The 16,608-nt window shown below is 59.8% G+C and carries 16 protein-coding genes; 7 read left to right on the forward strand and 9 right to left on the reverse strand.

The window, feature by feature from the left end:
- Nucleotides 1-272: 272 nt before the first annotated feature.
- From BW686_RS03280 to BW686_RS03305, 6 genes are all read left to right on the forward strand, one after another.
- Nucleotides 273-1,409: a branched-chain amino acid ABC transporter substrate-binding protein gene (locus tag BW686_RS03280; protein ID WP_084914192.1), complete on the forward strand. Its 1,137-nt coding sequence runs from the start codon at nucleotides 273-275 to the stop codon at nucleotides 1,407-1,409.
- A 161-nt stretch (nucleotides 1,410-1,570) separates the two neighbouring features.
- Entirely contained in the window at nucleotides 1,571-2,485 is a 915-nt protein-coding gene (locus BW686_RS03285; RefSeq protein WP_002551844.1) for an ABC transporter permease subunit, read from the forward strand.
- A 2-nt stretch (nucleotides 2,486-2,487) separates the two neighbouring features.
- Nucleotides 2,488-3,801: a high-affinity branched-chain amino acid ABC transporter permease LivM gene (livM, locus tag BW686_RS03290; RefSeq protein WP_084914193.1), complete on the forward strand. Its 1,314-nt coding sequence runs from the start codon at nucleotides 2,488-2,490 to the stop codon at nucleotides 3,799-3,801.
- Entirely contained in the window at nucleotides 3,798-4,673 is an 876-nt protein-coding gene (locus BW686_RS03295) for an ABC transporter ATP-binding protein (RefSeq protein ID WP_084914194.1), read from the forward strand. Before livM ends, BW686_RS03295 begins: the two co-directional genes overlap by 4 nt.
- A complete protein-coding gene (locus BW686_RS03300) occupies nucleotides 4,670-5,386 on the forward strand; it encodes an ABC transporter ATP-binding protein (protein ID WP_084914195.1) in 717 nt (238 codons plus the stop codon). Before BW686_RS03295 ends, BW686_RS03300 begins: the two co-directional genes overlap by 4 nt.
- Before the next feature lie 719 nt (nucleotides 5,387-6,105).
- Entirely contained in the window at nucleotides 6,106-6,870 is a 765-nt protein-coding gene (locus BW686_RS03305; protein WP_084914196.1) for an SDR family oxidoreductase, read from the forward strand.
- On the opposite strand, the gene BW686_RS03310 is transcribed toward BW686_RS03305, so the two are convergent.
- The 6 genes from BW686_RS03310 to BW686_RS03335 all read right to left on the reverse strand — a co-directional run bounded on the left by BW686_RS03310 (nucleotide 6,871) and on the right by BW686_RS03335 (nucleotide 11,592).
- Nucleotides 6,871-8,085, reverse strand: a complete 1,215-nt coding sequence (locus tag BW686_RS03310) for an AGE family epimerase/isomerase (protein ID WP_084914197.1) — start codon at nucleotides 8,083-8,085, stop codon at nucleotides 6,871-6,873.
- A gap of 273 nt (nucleotides 8,086-8,358) precedes the next feature.
- Complete coding sequence (locus BW686_RS03315) at nucleotides 8,359-8,931, reverse strand: HupE/UreJ family protein (RefSeq protein ID WP_084914198.1); 573 nt, start codon at nucleotides 8,929-8,931, stop codon at nucleotides 8,359-8,361.
- Between the two features lie 25 nt (nucleotides 8,932-8,956).
- Entirely contained in the window at nucleotides 8,957-9,574 is a 618-nt protein-coding gene (gene ureG / locus BW686_RS03320) for an urease accessory protein UreG (RefSeq protein WP_055009376.1), read from the reverse strand.
- 21 nt (nucleotides 9,575-9,595) lie between these two features.
- A complete protein-coding gene (locus tag BW686_RS03325) occupies nucleotides 9,596-10,270 on the reverse strand; it encodes an urease accessory protein UreF (RefSeq protein ID WP_084914199.1) in 675 nt (224 codons plus the stop codon).
- Entirely contained in the window at nucleotides 10,267-10,767 is a 501-nt protein-coding gene (ureE, locus tag BW686_RS03330) for an urease accessory protein UreE (RefSeq protein WP_084914200.1), read from the reverse strand. Before ureE ends, BW686_RS03325 begins: the two co-directional genes overlap by 4 nt.
- 192 nt (nucleotides 10,768-10,959) lie before the next feature.
- Complete coding sequence (locus BW686_RS03335; protein WP_024670370.1) at nucleotides 10,960-11,592, reverse strand: TetR family transcriptional regulator; 633 nt, start codon at nucleotides 11,590-11,592, stop codon at nucleotides 10,960-10,962.
- A gap of 222 nt (nucleotides 11,593-11,814) precedes the next feature.
- Here BW686_RS03335 and BW686_RS03340 point away from each other — a divergent pair, with 222 nt between their 5' ends.
- Nucleotides 11,815-13,881, forward strand: a complete 2,067-nt coding sequence (locus BW686_RS03340; RefSeq protein WP_084914201.1) for an AsmA family protein — start codon at nucleotides 11,815-11,817, stop codon at nucleotides 13,879-13,881.
- A 138-nt stretch (nucleotides 13,882-14,019) separates the two neighbouring features.
- Here BW686_RS03340 and BW686_RS03345 read toward each other — a convergent pair whose 3' ends face one another.
- The 3 genes from BW686_RS03345 to BW686_RS03355 all read right to left on the reverse strand — a co-directional run bounded on the left by BW686_RS03345 (nucleotide 14,020) and on the right by BW686_RS03355 (nucleotide 16,607).
- Entirely contained in the window at nucleotides 14,020-14,706 is a 687-nt protein-coding gene (locus BW686_RS03345) for an OmpW/AlkL family protein (protein ID WP_084914202.1), read from the reverse strand.
- Between the two features lie 102 nt (nucleotides 14,707-14,808).
- Nucleotides 14,809-15,333: a DUF3299 domain-containing protein gene (locus BW686_RS03350; protein WP_084914203.1), complete on the reverse strand. Its 525-nt coding sequence runs from the start codon at nucleotides 15,331-15,333 to the stop codon at nucleotides 14,809-14,811.
- Nucleotides 15,334-15,341: 8 nt separating this feature from the next.
- A complete protein-coding gene (locus BW686_RS03355; RefSeq protein ID WP_084914204.1) occupies nucleotides 15,342-16,607 on the reverse strand; it encodes an ABC transporter permease in 1,266 nt (421 codons plus the stop codon).
- Nucleotide 16,608: the final 1 nt, after the last annotated feature.

Genomic DNA, 16,608 nt, shown 5'->3' on the forward strand with positions numbered 1-16,608 from the left:
TTGCACGACCTGTGCTTTGCCGGTTGCTATGCAGTCCGGTCAAGGTTGCTCTTTTTCTTGGGTGGGTTGCACCTTTTGCGTTCTAGAGGGTTGCACGGCCACGGCGCGGGTTGATCAGGTCCTTGAATGAAAAGAAAAACACGACATTTTCAATAATGAAAAAGTGATGGCACGCGCCTTGCTCTACGCAATTCTGTAGTTGAGCAAGCCGGTATCCGAGCAGTCACGCAATCGCAGTGCCTATTAAAAAAATATCCTCAGGAGCACCACTCATGTCGCATACGTTTTACAGGAAAGGCTTTCTGGCAATTGCAGTGGCAACTGCATTGGGCGTGTCTTCGTTTGCACAGGCTGACGTGAAAATCGGCGTCGCGGGTCCCATGACGGGCGCCAACGCATCGTTCGGTCAGCAATACATGAAAGGTGCCCAGGCAGCGGCTGACGCGATCAACGCGGCAGGCGGTGTGAACGGGGAGAAAATCGTTCTGGTTGCGGGCGATGATGCCTGTGAGCCAAAGCAGGCCGTCGCGGTGGCCAACCGGTTGGTCGATAACGACAAGGTCATCGGCGTCGTCGGCCACTTCTGTTCGTCGTCGACCATTCCAGCTTCCGAGGTCTACAGCGATGCAGGCGTGATTGCCATTACGCCTGGCTCGACCAACCCGACGGTGACCGAGCGTGGCCTGAAGGAAATGTTCCGTATGTGCGGGCGTGACGATCAGCAAGGTATCGTCGCCGGTGATTACATCGTTGATGTGCTCAAGGGCAAGAAAGTCGCCGTCATCAATGACAAAGACACCTATGGCAAAGGCCTCGCAGACGCTACCGCCAAGCAACTGACGGCACGCGGCGTCAAGCCAGTGCTTGAAGAGGGCCTGACCCGCGGCGAAAAAGACTTCAGCGCACTGGTCACGAAGATCCGTTCGACCGGTGCTGACGTCGTGTACTTCGGCGGCCTCCACCCTGAAGCCGGCCCGCTGGTTCGTCAGATGCGCGAGCAGGGTCTCAAGGACGTCAAATTCATGTCCGATGACGGCATCGTCACCGACGAACTGGTCACCACCGCCGGCGGTCCGCAATACGTGGACGGCGTGTACATGACCTTCGGTGCAGACCCGCGCGTCCTGCCGGACAGCAAGGCGGTCGTAGACCAGTTCCGTAAGTCCGGTTACGAGCCTGAAGGCTACACCCTCTACGCTTACGCTTCGATTCAGGCCCTGGCTGCCGGCTTCAATGGCGCCAAGTCCAACAAAGGCGACAAGGCCGCCGAGTGGCTCAAGGCGAACCCCGTCAAAACGGTCATGGGCGAAAAAGCCTGGGACAGCAAGGGTGACCTGAAAGTCTCCGACTACGTGGTTTACCAGTGGGACGCCAACGGTAAATACAAGCAACTCGAAAAACAGAAGTGAGACAGACCTCTGTCAGCCCTGCCTTCGGGGGCTGACGCGGTGATGGGCTCGCCCATGAGCGAGCCTGCATCTCTGTTGTTGTTTTCGGACCTGCCGGTCGCGCCTCACGAGGGCGCGACCGTCAGGGTGCTGAGCTGCCTTTCAGTGTGTGAGCGTGCGTGATGGATGGAATCTTCCTGCAACAAATGGTCAACGGACTCACTCTGGGGTCGGTCTACGGCCTCATCGCCATCGGTTACACGATGGTCTACGGCATCATCGGCATGATCAACTTCGCCCACGGCGACGTGTACATGATTTCCGCCTACCTGGCCGCCATCGGCCTCGCGGTTCTGTCTTTCTTCGGGCTGGAGTCTTTTCCCTTCCTGATTCTCGGCACGCTGGTGTTCACCATCGTGGTGACCGGCGTGTACGGCTTCGTGATCGAGCGAGTGGCCTACAAGCCATTGCGCAACTCGACCCGGCTGGCACCCCTGATCAGTGCCATCGGTATTTCCCTGATCCTGCAGAACTACGCGCAGATCAGTCAGGGCGCTCGTCAGCAGGGCGTGCCGACGTTGCTTGAAGGCGCATGGCGCTTCGAGATCGGCAGTGGCTTTGTGCAGATCACCTACACCAAGATCTTCATCCTCATTGCCGCCTTCGTCGGCATGGGTGTGCTGACCTACATCATCAAGTACACCAAGCTGGGCCGCATGTGCCGGGCCACTCAGCAAGACCGCAAGATGGCGTCGATTCTCGGGATCAACACCGACCGGGTGATTTCCTACGTGTTCATCATCGGTGCTGCGATGGCTGCACTGGCCGGTGTGCTGATCACCATGAACTACGGCACTTTCGACTTTTATGCCGGCTTCATTATCGGTATCAAAGCGTTTACCGCTGCGGTGCTGGGCGGGATCGGGTCGTTGCCGGGCGCCATGCTGGGCGGACTGATCCTGGGGGTTGCCGAGTCGCAGTTCTCCGGTCTGATCAACTCCGACTACAAAGACGTGTTCAGTTTCGGCCTGTTGGTTCTGATCCTGATTTTCCGTCCCCAAGGCCTGCTGGGTCGCCCACTTGTGGCGAAGGTATAAGTATGTCCGTTACTGCTGCTGGTCCTGTCACCAAACCTGTAGAAATCAAAAAAAGCCTGATTGATGCCGTGATCGCGGGGCTGCTGGCGTTGATCGTGTTCGGTCCGATTGTGGGCATCGTGCTCGACGGCTACAGCTTCAACCTGCAACCGACCCGCGTAGCGTGGCTGGTGGCTGTGGTCATGGTCGGTCGATTCCTGATCAGTCTGTTCCTGCAGACACCCAAGGGCATACGCATGTCCCAGAGCTTCGAAAGCTCGGACTCTGGCGTGCATGTGCTCAAGCCGGATCACAAATCCAGCCTGTACTGGATCATTCCGCTGCTGATCGTGATCGCCATCGTGTTCCCGATCTTCGCCAACAAGTACATCCTGACCGTGGTCATTCTCGGGCTGATCTACGTGTTGCTGGGGCTGGGGCTGAACATTGTGGTCGGCCTGGCGGGGCTGCTCGATCTGGGTTACGTCGCGTTCTATGCCATCGGCGCCTACGGTCTGGCGCTGGGGTATCAGTATCTCGGGCTGGGCTTCTGGTCGGCGCTGCCGCTGGCGGCGATTGCGGCGGCGCTGGCCGGATGCATTCTAGGCTTTCCGGTACTGCGCATGCATGGCGATTATCTGGCCATCGTGACGCTCGGGTTCGGCGAAATCATCCGGCTGGTGCTGAATAACTGGCTGTCGTTCACCGGCGGCCCGAATGGCGTGCCGGTGCCGTCGCCCACCTTTTTCGGCCTGGAATTCGGGCGTCGTGCCAAAGACGGCGGTGTCCCCATTCATGAATATTTCGGCTTCGATTACAACCCGGACCTGAAATTCATCTTCATCTACACCGTGCTGTTTCTGGTGGTGCTGGCGGTGCTGTTCATCAAGCACCGTCTGACCCGCATGCCGATCGGCCGTGCCTGGGAAGCCTTGCGCGAGGACGAGATTGCCTGCCGTTCGATGGGGCTCAATCACGTGCTGGTGAAGCTCTCGGCATTCACCATCGGTGCGTCGACAGCGGGGCTGGCGGGTGTGTTTTTTGCCAGCTATCAGGGCTTCGTCAACCCGACTTCGTTCACGTTTTTCGAGTCCGCACTGATTCTGGCCATCGTGGTGCTGGGCGGCATGGGCTCGACCGTAGGCGTTGTGATCGCCGCCTTCGTGCTGACCGTGGCACCTGAACTGCTGCGCAGCTTCTCCGAGTACCGCGTGTTGCTGTTCGGGATTCTGATGGTGCTGATGATGATCTGGCGTCCGCGCGGGCTGATCCGCATCAGCCGTACCGGCGTGAAACCACGCAAGGGCGCACTGGTGACAGAAGGAGGCGCACGATGAGCAATGAAGTGATTCTCTCCGTCGAGCACCTGATGATGCACTTTGGCGGTATCAAGGCCCTCAGCGACGTCAGCCTCAAGGTTCGCCGCAACTCGATCTTTGCCTTGATCGGCCCCAACGGCGCGGGCAAGACGACGGTTTTCAATTGCCTGACCGGTTTCTACAAGGCCACTGGCGGGCGCATCGAGCTGCACACCCGCGACAAGACCACCAATGTGATCCGGCTGCTGGGCGAGCCGTTCAAGGCGACCGATTTTGTCTCGCCCAAAAGCTTCCTCAGCCGGGTGTACTACAAGATGTTTGGCGGCACCCACCTGGTCAACCGGGCAGGGCTGGCGCGCACGTTCCAGAACATCCGCTTGTTCAAGGAAATGTCGGTGGTGGAAAACCTGCTGGTTGCCCAGCACATGTGGGTCAACCGCAGCCTGATCAGCGGCATCCTCAACACCAAAGGCTATCGCAAGGCCGAAGAGGATGCGCTCGGTACGGCGTTCTACTGGCTGGAAGTGGTTGATCTTGTGGATTGCGCCAATCGCCTGGCTGGCGAGTTGTCCTACGGCCAGCAGCGGCGTCTGGAAATCGCCCGCGCCATGTGTACGCGTCCTCAAGTGATTTGCCTGGACGAACCGGCCGCCGGCCTCAACCCACAGGAAACCGAAGCGCTGAGTGGCATGATCCGGCTGTTGCGCGATGAACATGACATGACCATTGTGCTGATCGAGCATGACATGGGCATGGTGATGGGGATTTCGGACGACATTGTGGTGCTGGACCACGGCAACGTGATTGCAACCGGCGGGCCGGAGCAGATCCGCAATGATCCGAAAGTGATCGCCGCGTACCTGGGCGCTGATGAAGAGGAACTGGTATGAGCAAGCCGATCCTCGAACTGAAAGACATCGATGTGTTTTACGGGCCGATTCAGGCCCTCAAAAAGGTCTCGCTGCACATCAATGAAGGCGAAACGGTGAGCCTGATCGGCTCCAACGGCGCAGGCAAGTCCACGCTGTTGATGTCGATCTTCGGCCAGCCGCGTGCCGCCAGCGGGCAGATCATTTATCAGGGCACTGACATCACGCAGAAGTCGTCGCATTACATTGCGTCCAACGGCATTGCGCAGTCGCCCGAAGGGCGGCGGGTATTCCCCGACATGTCGGTCGAGGAAAACCTGATGATGGGCACCATCCCGATTGGCGACAAGCATTCGGCGCAAGACATGCAGAGCATGTTCGAACTGTTTCCGCGCCTCAAGGAGCGTCGCAATCAGCGCGCCATGACCATGTCCGGTGGCGAGCAGCAAATGCTCGCCATTGCCCGCGCACTGATGAGCCGCCCGAAGCTGTTGCTGCTTGATGAGCCGAGCCTGGGGCTGGCACCGATTATCGTCAAACAGATCTTCTCGACCCTGCGCGAGCTGGCAGCCACCGGCATGACCATTTTTCTGGTCGAGCAGAACGCCAACCATGCGCTCAAGCTGTCTGACCGTGCGTACGTGATGGTCAATGGCGAGATTCGCTTGTCCGGCACGGGCAAGGAATTGCTTGTAAATGAAGAGGTCAGGAACGCGTATCTGGGCGGTCACTGAGTTCGTCAAAACCCTGCCGTTTCCGGTCAGCGCCCCGCCTGTTCATACATTCGGGGCGCTGTTGTTTTCAATTGTGGAAAACAATTCTGACGCGCCTGCCGGATGCGACATAAAACCGCTGCAAACGGTTGTTTTGTCACCGTTTTGACTTGTTCACCATTACTGTGGAACTGGCTGTTAATAACTTGGGAGTATGTGCCTGCAGCCCTTTATGCACAAGGTGTGTAGCGCTCTGGTTGAATTTTGATCAGTGCTTTCGGGCCAACTTTTCGCGGGTGTTGTCAACTGCTTTTGGGCTGGTTGTTCATACAGCTTTCCTGAGTGCAAACCCTGTGGATAAGTCTGTGAACAAGCGTTGGAAAGAGTGACCTGACCGTTACTGCATCGGGGCTACAGGCCATCACGGTTTTCTGACGGTCATGCCGCGCCTTCCGGTCTCGATCAAAGTCAAGGGAAAAACTTCTCCTGTTCTGCTGGAGGCCCCGAACGGCGGGACTTTCAGCCGGGCTGACTTGCCCCCAGAGTTTGTGTGCCTGACTGTGGATAAGGTGGGCAAAACTGGCTGCGAGGCCCGTAATGTCTGGCTTTGCCCGTGCTGGTTGTTTTTTGTACAAATGCGTTCGGTTGTTGCGTCGCAGGGCAGCAGACGGGCATTCTTCGGCCCTGCCGATCACTTATTAACAGGCTGCGCTCTTTTCGCGCCATGTCAGGAGAACCCAATGACTTCCACGGTATTCATTACAGGCGCTACGTCCGGTTTCGGTGAGGCCTGCGCCCGCCGGTTTGCGCAAGCGGGCTGGTCGCTGATATTGACCGGTCGCCGCAAGGATCGTCTGGATGCCTTGAGTGCTGAATTGTCCGGTCAGACCAAGGTTCATACGCTGGTGCTGGACGTGCGGGACCGCGCAGCGATGGAGGCTGCCATCGCTGACCTGCCTCCAGCGTTTGGCACGGTTCGGGGGCTGATCAACAACGCGGGCCTTGCGCTGGGTATCGATCCTGCACCCAAGTGCGATCTCGATGACTGGGACACCATGATCGACACCAACGTCAAAGGCCTGGTGTACACCACTCGACTGTTGCTGCCGCGCCTGATTGCGCACGGTCGCGGGGCGAGCATCGTCAACCTGGGGTCGGTGGCCGGTAACTACCCTTACCCGGGCGGCAACGTTTACGGCGGCACCAAGGCGTTCGTTGGTCAGTTTTCGCTGAACCTGCGCAACGATCTGGTCGGCACTGGCGTGCGTGTGACCAACCTGGAGCCTGGGTTGTGTGAAAGCGAGTTCTCGCTGGTGCGTTTCGGCGGCGATCAGGCCAAGTACGACGCCACTTACGCGGGTGCCGAGCCGATCCAGCCGCAGGACATTGCCGACACCATTTTCTGGATCATGAACACGCCGGCGCACGTCAATATCAACAGCCTGGAACTGATGCCTGTCAGCCAGACCTGGGCCGGTTTCGCGATTGATCGCAATCGCGGCTGATCAGCCCTCTACGGGCGTCGGCGGCGGGAAGGCGGTGATGAAGCGATTCGCGAGAGCGTCGGCCAGGCCGATGTAGCAGGTCGCCAGATGGTAGGGCGTGGTCGAAGGCATATCGCTGCGACTGACGCTGCCATCCGGTTCGACGCACTCGTTCCAGCCCTTGACGTGCAGGAAGCGCTGTTCGAACGCGAGTAACTGTTCGGGCAGCGCCGCTTCGCACTCCGGCCTCAGCGCCATTGCCCGCAAGTATTCGGCCTGGGCCCAGATACGCTGTGTGGCGTCGAGCACCGTACCCTCCGGCGTCAGCATGGCGTTCACCGCCCCGGTCTGCGGATCGACGCCTTGCGCCTGGGCATAGGCGAATGCGCGGGTCATGGACACGTGCAACTCGCGACCGTGCAGGTCAGGCGAGGACTGCAGCAGGAAAAACCATTCGAACTGATGACCTGGCTCGTACCAGTTATCCACAGCGCCCAGCGGTTTCTCCAGCATCACGCCGGTCGCGGTGTCGACGAAGCGTCGCTGCATGTGGATAACCAGCCCCTCCATCGCTGACTGAGTGGCCGGATCGGCCCGCACCGACAGCGTCGCCAGAAAGGCTTCCGCCAGATGCATCAGCGGGTTTTGCAGAGGGCCCGTGCCCAGCGTTGACCAGTCTTCGCCGAGTTGCGCTTCATACAGCCCGTCATTGTCGGCAAACCGCTCGGCCACGACAGTGAGCGCCGCATTGAGCACCGACTCGGCCAGCGGGTCGCGCACGTTGGCCCAGTAATGCGCGCAGGCAAAAATGATGAAGGCGTGGGTGTAAAGGTCCTTGCGGCGATCCAGCGGTTTGCCCTGTGGATCGATGCTGTAGAACCAGCCGCCATGCTCTGCATCATGAAAGTGCTGTTGCAACGAGCGAAACAAGGCGCCTGCCCGCGCTCGCGCATCCGGTACTTCAGGATGATCGATCAGGCTGGAAAACAGGAACAGCTGCCGCGCACAGGCCATCGCCCGATAGCGCTGCGGCGGCAACGGCTGATCGGCGGCATCGAGTGCTTCATAAGGGAGCGCCAACTGCGCATTCCAGCCCGGCCCCTGCCAGAGCGGCACGACGACTTTCAGGAAATGCTCCTGCAAGGCGGCAAACACCGCTGTCAATTCAGGGGTAGGGGTAGCGCTGGAAACATGAGGCATCGGCGGGCATCGCGGCAGTGTCGAAGTGCGCAGCATGTTATCAGGATTGCCGCGCCGGTGAGTATTCGGGGGACGCTGTGCTTGCAATGCTCGTTGCGCACGCTTCCGCGCTCAGCGTTACACACATCTGCTTTTGATGCTGGCCGAGGGCCGTGGGAGCGAACGTGTTCGCGAAAGGGCCGATACAATCGCCGAAATGCATCGTCTGAAATACCGTTTTCGCGAACACGTTCGCTCCCACAAAAGCTCTGCCTTTCGGGGTCTTCCAGGCCTGTGTATCACGCGGAGCGTTGGCACAAGCGTCAGTTATCAGCCCGCCAGCAACCACACGCCGGTCGCGGCCGAGGCTGCACCTGCGAGGCGAACCAGTGGCGCAGCCGCTTGCGGCAGTACGCGCACCACGGCATAACCCGCTGCATGCAACGCTGCAGTCGCCGCGACGAAACCTGCGGCGTAAGCCCACGGGCTGGACATGTCAGGCAGTTCAAGGCCGTGCGCCACGCCATGAAACAACGCGAAGAGTGCAGTCGCCGCCACCGCCAGTGCCAAGGGAGGACGAATCGCCAGTGCCACCGCCAGGCCCAGTGCCAGTACCGATGCGGCAATACCGCTTTCCAGCCCCGGCAGGTTCAGGCCTTCGAAACCCAGAACGCCACCGATCAGCATGGTGCCGACAAAGGTGCAAGGCAGCGCCCAGCGCGCCGCGCCTTGTTGCTGGGCGGCCCACAGACCTACCGCGAGCATCGCCAGCAGGTGATCCAGCCCACCGAGCGGATGGCTGATACCGGCGATCAAACCGTTATCACCGTGGCCGGGGTGAGCCAGCGCCAGTGTCGGGACCAGCAGCAGGGCGAGGGCGCCCAAGGCTTTTTTGTAGTTCATCAACGGATTCCTTATGAGGTTGAATTCAGGCGGCCGCCGTCAGCAAGCCCTGGCGCTCGATGAAGGCAATGATCTGTTCCAGACCCTGGCCGGTTTTCTGGTTGCTGAAGACAAACGGCTTTTCGCCGCGCATCTTGCGCGTGTCGCTGTCCATCATTTCCAGCGAGGCGCCTACCAGCGGTGCCAGGTCGATTTTGTTGATCACCAGCAGGTCGGACTTGCAGATGCCCGGCCCGCCCTTGCGTGGCAGTTTGTCGCCCGCCGAGACGTCGATCACGTAGATCGTCAGGTCCGAAAGTTCGGGGCTGAAGGTGGCTGACAGGTTGTCGCCGCCAGACTCGACGATGATCAGGTCCAGGCCTTCAAAACGACGATTGAGCTGGTCCACGGCTTCGAGGTTGATCGAGGCGTCCTCGCGAATGGCGGTGTGCGGGCAGCCGCCGGTCTCGACGCCGATGATGCGTTCGGGCGCCAAGGCTTCGTTGCGCACCAGAAAGTCGGCGTCTTCACGGGTATAGATGTCATTGGTCACGACCGCCAGGTTGTAGCGATCACGCAAGGCCAGGCACAGTGCCAGGGTCAGTGCGGTCTTGCCGGAGCCTACCGGGCCACCGATGCCGACGCGCAGGGGTTGGCTGTTCATTGAGTTCTCCATAGGTGCTGATCAGGACCGGAATAACCGGCTGTATTGACGTTCGTGCGCCATGCTCGCCAGCGCCAGGCCAAAGGCTGCACTGCCGACAGGGTGAATGTCCTGCGTGGTTGCGTTGACCTGAGCCTGCTGCAACAACGGCAGCAACTCACTGGTCAGGCGCTGCGCTGCCTGCTGGCCCAGTGGCAAGGTTTTCATCAAAACCGCTAGCTGGTTTTCCAGCCAGCTCCATAGCCAGGCGGCCAGCGCATCCTGCGGGCTGATCTGCCAGGCACGTGCGGCCAGTGCCCAGCCAAGGGCCAGATGCGGTTCTGTGGTCTGTTCGAGAAAACGGCGAGCGTCGCGATCCAGTTCCGGCAAACCGTTGAGCAACTGTTGCAGGGAATAGCCCATCTGACGGCTTTCCTGATGCAACTCACGGGTCTCGCGGCTGGCGCGATGCTGCTCGCTGACCTGCAACAGCTGCCCCCAGTCTCCGGCCGCTGCTGCCTCGCAGTGCGCCAGTAACAGAGGCGCCTCGAAACGGGCGAGATTGAGCAGCAGTTGGTCACCGATCCAGCGCCCGGCCGTTTGCGGGTCGATGACAATGGATTGCTCCACCGCCATTTCCAGCCCTTGCGAATAGCTGTAACCGCCAATCGGCAGCTGCGGACTGGCCAGGCGCAAAAGCGCCCAGGCGCTGTTCACGTGCGCACGCCGAACTGGTGCATGCGCGGCGGATAGTTGAAATCCTCTTCCCCGGCACGCGAGTGATGGTGCCCACCGCCATAGGCGCCATGTTCCGGCTGGAACGGCGCTTCGATGGTTTCAGTGGTGGCCCCCAGTTGATCGAGCATGGCCTTGAGTACGTAATCGTCCAGCAGGCGCAGCCAGCCGTCTCCGACTTGCAGGGCAACGTGTCGGTTACCCAAATGGTAAGCAGCGCGAGTCAGTTCGAAGGTGCTGCTGCAGGTGACATGCATCAGTTTCTCGGGGCGGGCACAGACACGCACAATGCGCCCGTCCTCGGCCTGTAGAAACTCGCCATCACGCAACGGTGACTGGCCACGCTGTAGAAACAGCCCCACGTCTTCGTTTTCTGCACTGAAGCAGCGCAAACGGCTCTTGCTGCGCGCTTCGAAATTCAAATGCAGCTCGGCGGCCCATTCGGCCTGAGGTTCGATTCGTTTGTGAATCACCAGCATCAGATAGCTTCCAGCCAATTGCGATGCTTCAAATCAGAGCAAGGTGCTTGCCAACAGAGCAAGGTGTAGGAAATGGCTGGCGGACGTGGATGAAGGGGCATGAGTGAGGCGTGTTCGTGGCGCGTTATGGTGCGAATTCACAAGGATGCTTTAATTTGGTGCGCAACCTTTCGCCAGTCGTAGGAATGAGCTTCAATCGTGACTGCCAAGCCCTCGCCAGTGACGTGCGCCGATGAAGATGAAGCGCAGTTGCTGGGTGATCTTGGCCTGTGGTGTCAGGTGCGGGGCCAGCGAGGCGGGCGGGGGGTCGATCAGTTCCGGCAGCATGGCGAAGACACTTTTCACCACCAGGTCGGCGATGATCGACAGGGCATCGGCGTTCAGGTGTCGCCATTTGGGCATTTTGGCCAGGTCGGCGGTCAAGTCGGCGCTGATGCCTTCGCGCAGGGCACCGAGCGCCTGACGCACCTTCAACGAGCCGCCATATTGCTCACGGGCCAGGAACAGAAACTGTGAACGGTTGGCGGCCACACGCTCCAGAAAGATCTTCACCGACGCGCGAATAAGGCCGCCCACGGCGAACTCGTTCTGCCGCACCAGCCGGATGGTTTCGCGAAAGGTCTGACCGACCTCGCTGACCAGGGCCAGGCCCAATTGGTCCATGTCTTCAAAATGCCGGTAAAAGCCTGTGGGAACGATGCCCGCTGTTCGCGCCACTTCCCGCAGGCTCAGGCTGCCGAAACCACGCCCGCTCTCCATCAACTGGTGGGCGGCATCCAGCAAGGCTCTGCGGGTTTGTTGTTTCTGTTCGGCGCGGGGCAGCATGGCTCAAATGTTTCTTGGATTAGGCTATGTAGCACTTTAGCAAATGCGCTTCGCCCGCGTCGAAGGGGTTTTCAGGCAGGTCTTTGGATGTCTGCACAGCATTGGTGCTGGTCTTTGCCTCGAATTCATATTCAAATCAAACCCTCGGCGCGTTTGTCAGTCGAACATTGATGTCATATTCAGCGCGCCAGGGTCGGGGTGCTGTTTTCTGGAGAGTCACGCATGACGCGCAGCCGCAAGATTTTCGCCTGGACGGGCGCCACGCTGTTACTGGTGCTGGCCCTATTGGTCATCGTGATCGCCACTTTCGACTGGAACCGCATCAAACCCACCCTCAACGAAAAAGTCAGCGAAGCGCTGCATCGCCCGTTCGCCATCAATGGCAATCTGGACGTACGCTGGACGCGTGAGCCTGAACTGGGGGGCTGGCGCGCCTGGGTGCCGTCGCCGCACTTTGTGGCTGATGATTTGATGCTGGGCAATCCGGAGTGGTCGAAAACCCCGCAAATGGTGACCCTCAAGCACGTTGAGTTTCGCCTCTCGTTGCTGCCGCTGCTGGTGCAGCACGTGGTCATCCCGCGCATCGACCTGACCGCGCCGGAAGCCAGGCTGGAGCGGCTTGCTGATGGTCGCGCCAACTGGGTGTTCGACCTGCCCAAGTCCGATCCGAATGCCGAACCGTCCAAATGGGAGGTGGACATCGGTGCCATCAAGTTCGACAAGGGGCTGGTGAGCTTCAATGACCAGACGTTGAATGCCAATCTGGATGTCGTGATCGATATGCTGGGCAAGCCGATCCCGTTCGGTGAAATCGTCGGCAGCAAAGAGGCGCAAAAGGCGCAGGAGAAGGGCGCTGTGCCGCAGGACTATGCCTTTGGCCTGGCTGTCAAAGGCCAGTATCACGGCCAGAAACTGAACGGCACCGGCAAGATCGGTGGCTTGCTGGCGCTCAAGGATGCCAACCAGCCATTCCCGGTGCAGGCCGACGTCAAGATCGGTGACACCCATGCGGTGATTGCCGGGACCCTGACCGACCCGCAAAACCTCGGCGCGCTCGACCTTCGCCTGAAACTGTCCGGTGCGAGCCTGAGCAATCTCTACCCGCTGACGGGCGTGACCTTGCCGGATTCTCCTGCCTACTCCACTGACGGGCGGCTGGTTGCCAAGCTTCATGATCCGGCAGGCGCGAACTTTCGCTATGAAGGCTTCAACGGCAAGATCGGCAACAGCGATATTCATGGCGACCTGGGTTACGTTGCCAGTCAGCCTCGGCCCAAGTTGAGTGGCGTGCTGGTCTCCAATCAACTGCTGTTCAGCGACCTTGCCCCGCTGATCGGCGCGGACTCCAACGCCGCGCAGAAAAAGCGCGGCGGCGAGAGCAAGCAGCCGTCGGGTAAGGTGCTGCCCGTCGAAGAGTTCCAGACCGATCGCTGGCGTGCCATGGACGCGGACGTGGAATTCACCGGCAAGCGCATCGTGCAAAGCCCCGATCTGCCCTTCACTGACCTCTATACGCACCTGATACTCAACGACGGTCAATTGAGCCTTGAACCGCTGCGGTTCGGTGTGGCGGGTGGCAAGCTGGACGGCGACATCCGGCTCGACGGGCGCAACAAACCCCTGCTGGGCCGGGCAAAACTGTCGGCGCGCAACTTCAAGCTCAAGCAACTGTTCCCGACCTTCGAGCCGATGAAAACCAGTTTCGGTGAGCTGAACGGCGATGCCGATATCAGCGGACGGGGCAATTCCATTGCTGCTTTGCTCGGCACCGCCAATGGCGAAATGAAAATGCTGGTCAACGACGGTGCCATCAGCCGTGGCCTGATGGAGATTGCCGGGCTCAATGTCGGCAACTACGTGGTGGGCAAGTTGTTTGGCGACAAGGACGTGAAGATCAACTGCGCGGCGTCCGACTTTGGCATCAAGGACGGGCTGGCGACCAGCCGCCTGTTTGTCTTCGATACCGAGAACGCGATCATCTACATCAGCGGCACCGCGAACATGAAGACCGAACAACTGGATTTGCAGATCAACCCTGAGTCCAAAGGCTTCCGCATCTTCTCGTTGCGTTCGCCCCTGTACGTCAACGGCCCGTTCGCGAAGCCCAACGCTGGCGTGCATTCCGGTCCGTTGCTGTTGCGCGGCGCGGGCATGGTCCTGCTCGGCGCGACGGTAGGCCCGGCAGCAGGCCTGCTGGCGCTGGTCGCCACTGGCGACAGCGAGCCTAACCAGTGCGGCCCGTTGCTGGAACAGATGCGCACCGGCAAGGCGCCGAAGACGGTGAAGTAGTTTCCTGAGACTGATCGTTCTTCACGCTCCGGCCACCCTTGCAGGTGCCGGCGTGTTCAGGGGTGAAGAAGGCTGCCGGGTCAGCATAAAAAAAGGCACCTGAGTCAGGTGCCTTTTTCATGTGCGCTTTACCGGGTATCAGAACTTGTAACCCACGCCCACCATGTACACCCACGGGTCGATGTCTACGTCGACTTTGGTCTTGCCGACGGCCAGGGCAGAGGGGCCGTCCACCGTGGCTTCGGTGTCGATGTCGACATACCAGACCGAAGCGTTGACCAGGACGTTTTCGGTGATCATGTAGTCCATGCCCAACTGGGCGGCCAGGCCCACCGAGTCCTTGAGTTTGAGGTTGCTGAACCCCTGACTCTTGCGCTCGCTGGTCAGGTCATTGTCGAAGAATGTGGTGTAGTTGATACCGACGCCCGCATACGGCTGGAAGCGGGACGAAGGCTCCATCGGGTAATACTGCAACGACAGGGTAGGCGGCAGTTGTTTGATGTCTGCCAGCTTGCCGTCAAGGCCCGGCCCCAGGCCTTTGACAGACACTGTATGGCTGAAAGGCGTGGCGGCCAGCAGTTCGATACCGACGTGTTGGGTGAGCATGTACGCGAAGGTCAGGCCGAGCTGGTTTTCGCCATCGACAGTCGCTTTGGTGCCGGAAACCCTGGCGCCATCGAGCCTGACTTCGCCGCTGTCTTCGTTGGGCTGGACGTGCGCGACACCGGCACGAACGATGAAATCGCCTTCTTCATAAGCGTTTGCGGCGGCCGGGGCGGTAATGGCAAGCGCGACAAGAGACGCGCGTAGCAGGTGCTTGTTCATGGAGGCTCCAGGATCAGTCAAAATTTATGGGCATAATGTTAAAGCGCTGTCGAACGGCGGCTTTGACTCAGCTCAATGAAATCGCTGGGAACCTCGTCATCCTTATGAATCCGGCAACTCGTAGACAAGAATCTTGTCTGCCTGCATCTGATAACCCGCTTCTGCCAGTTCGCTGGTAGACGATTTGGCCTGCATCGGTCCTTCGATCCAGTACGGCTGATACAGCTCATCGACCTTCACGCCCAGCTCACTCGTGACATGCACGATCTGGTTCGCTGGCGGCGGCGGCACATGGATGCAGGCACCGAAATACGGCACCAGCAAAAACTCCGTCACTCTGCCTTCCTCACTGACCTCAAGCGGCACGATGTAGCCCGGCAAACGCACCATTTGCCCATCCAGTGCTTTGACCACCGGTGCATGCGGGGCCAGTTGATGGGCCGCAGGCGCCGCTTCCATAGCCAGTGCATCGGACAGCTTGGACATATCGTGGATGGGAGCCGTCACCGGCTTCACCACGGGTGCATCGGGCGGAATCATGTCATTCCAGGTCAGTACCCGCGGCTCGGCGGCCCACAATGGCGTGGTAACCGAGAGCAGCAGAGTGAGTAGCATGCGCCGCATCATGAAGGTCCTCATAAACGAATCGACAGTCCATCGGCCAGTGACTGCCTGTAGGCTCGCCAGGCTGGCACGGTTCCCATCAACAGCGCGCAACCGAGAATGCCACCCAGTAAAGTCCATTCATATTGGCCAGGTGGCATAGACGAGAGGTACAGACCGTAGTTGTCGAGTACGTAGTCGCGGGCCGCGAAAATGCCGATATAGAGCAGTGCGAGGCCGCTGATGACACCGGCCAGCGCGAGTGCGAAGGCCTCGAGTATAAGCAGGCTTGCGATGTGCCAGGGGCGTGCGCCGACCGAACGCAGGATCGCCATTTCCCGACGTCGCTCGTTGAGGCTGGTGAGAATCGCGGTGAGCATGCCGATCAGGCCGGTCAGCACCACGAACAGTGAAATCACGAACAGCGCCTTCTCGGCAGTGCCCATCAGGCCCCACAGCTCTTGCAACGCCACGCCTGGCAGAATCGCCAGCATGGGCTCGCCACGGTACTCATTGATCTCGCGTTGCAGGCTGAACGTCGAAATCTTGCTGTTCAGGCCCAGCATGAACGCGGTTATCGCGGTGGGCGTCAGGTCCATGTTGCGCGCCTGATCGGCCGAGATACGTTCATTGCCGCGTGCCGGCGCGCCGTTATGCCAATCGATGTGAATGGCCTCCATGCCGCCCAGGCTGATATGCAGCGTACGGTCCACCGGGGTGCCGGTCGGTTTGAGAATGCCGACCACGGTGAACGGTTTGTCGTCATGCTTGACCAGACTGATTGCCGCGACACCGTGCGCCAGCACCAGCTTGTCGCCCAGCGAGTAGTGCAATGCCTTGGCAACTTCAGAGCCCAGCACCACTTCGAACGGGTCAGTCTTGAACTCGCGGCCTTCGGCCATCTGCAGATGTTGCTGACGACCGAACTGATAATGCTCGAAATACGAGGCATTGGTGCCCATCACCCGATAGCCGCGGTGGGAATCGCCCAGGGAAATCGGGATTGCCCATTTGACCTGCTTGTTTTCAGCAAAATGTTCGAAGCTGTCCCAGCGAATATTGTTGGTGGCGTTGCCGATGCGGAATACCGAATACAGCAACAGATTGATGGACCCGGAGCGCGCACCGACGATCAGGTCAGTGCCGCTGATGGTGCTGGCGAAACTGGAGCGTGCTTCGGTGCGTACGCGCTCGACGCCCAGCAGCAGGCAAACCGACAGCGCGATGGCGAAGGCGGTGAGAAACGCGGTGAAACGGCGATTGGCCAGGCTGGCAAGCGCCAGACGAAACAGATACATC

This window comes from Pseudomonas syringae (assembly GCF_002157375.1).
GTDB classification, from domain to species: domain Bacteria; phylum Pseudomonadota; class Gammaproteobacteria; order Pseudomonadales; family Pseudomonadaceae; genus Aquipseudomonas; species Aquipseudomonas syringae_T.

Excerpts from the sequence above, each read along its gene's own strand:
- BW686_RS03280 (WP_084914192.1), top strand. The coding sequence starts at position 273 with ATGTCGCATACGTTTTACAGGAAAGGCTTTCTGGCAATTGCAGTGGCA.
- BW686_RS03285 (WP_002551844.1), top strand. The coding sequence starts at position 1,571 with ATGGATGGAATCTTCCTGCAACAAATGGTCAACGGACTCACTCTGGGG.
- livM (WP_084914193.1), top strand. The coding sequence starts at position 2,488 with ATGTCCGTTACTGCTGCTGGTCCTGTCACCAAACCTGTAGAAATCAAA.
- BW686_RS03295 (WP_084914194.1), top strand. The coding sequence starts at position 3,798 with ATGAGCAATGAAGTGATTCTCTCCGTCGAGCACCTGATGATGCACTTT.
- BW686_RS03300 (WP_084914195.1), top strand. The coding sequence starts at position 4,670 with ATGAGCAAGCCGATCCTCGAACTGAAAGACATCGATGTGTTTTACGGG.
- BW686_RS03305 (WP_084914196.1), top strand. The coding sequence starts at position 6,106 with ATGACTTCCACGGTATTCATTACAGGCGCTACGTCCGGTTTCGGTGAG.
- BW686_RS03310 (WP_084914197.1), bottom strand. The coding sequence starts at position 8,085 with ATGCTGCGCACTTCGACACTGCCGCGATGCCCGCCGATGCCTCATGTT.
- BW686_RS03315 (WP_084914198.1), bottom strand. The coding sequence starts at position 8,931 with ATGAACTACAAAAAAGCCTTGGGCGCCCTCGCCCTGCTGCTGGTCCCG.
- ureG (WP_055009376.1), bottom strand. The coding sequence starts at position 9,574 with ATGAACAGCCAACCCCTGCGCGTCGGCATCGGTGGCCCGGTAGGCTCC.
- ureE (WP_084914200.1), bottom strand. The coding sequence starts at position 10,767 with ATGCTGGTGATTCACAAACGAATCGAACCTCAGGCCGAATGGGCCGCC.
- BW686_RS03335 (WP_024670370.1), bottom strand. The coding sequence starts at position 11,592 with ATGCTGCCCCGCGCCGAACAGAAACAACAAACCCGCAGAGCCTTGCTG.
- BW686_RS03340 (WP_084914201.1), top strand. The coding sequence starts at position 11,815 with ATGACGCGCAGCCGCAAGATTTTCGCCTGGACGGGCGCCACGCTGTTA.
- BW686_RS03345 (WP_084914202.1), bottom strand. The coding sequence starts at position 14,706 with ATGAACAAGCACCTGCTACGCGCGTCTCTTGTCGCGCTTGCCATTACC.
- BW686_RS03350 (WP_084914203.1), bottom strand. The coding sequence starts at position 15,333 with ATGATGCGGCGCATGCTACTCACTCTGCTGCTCTCGGTTACCACGCCA.
- BW686_RS03355 (WP_084914204.1), bottom strand. The coding sequence starts at position 16,607 with ATGTATCTGTTTCGTCTGGCGCTTGCCAGCCTGGCCAATCGCCGTTTC.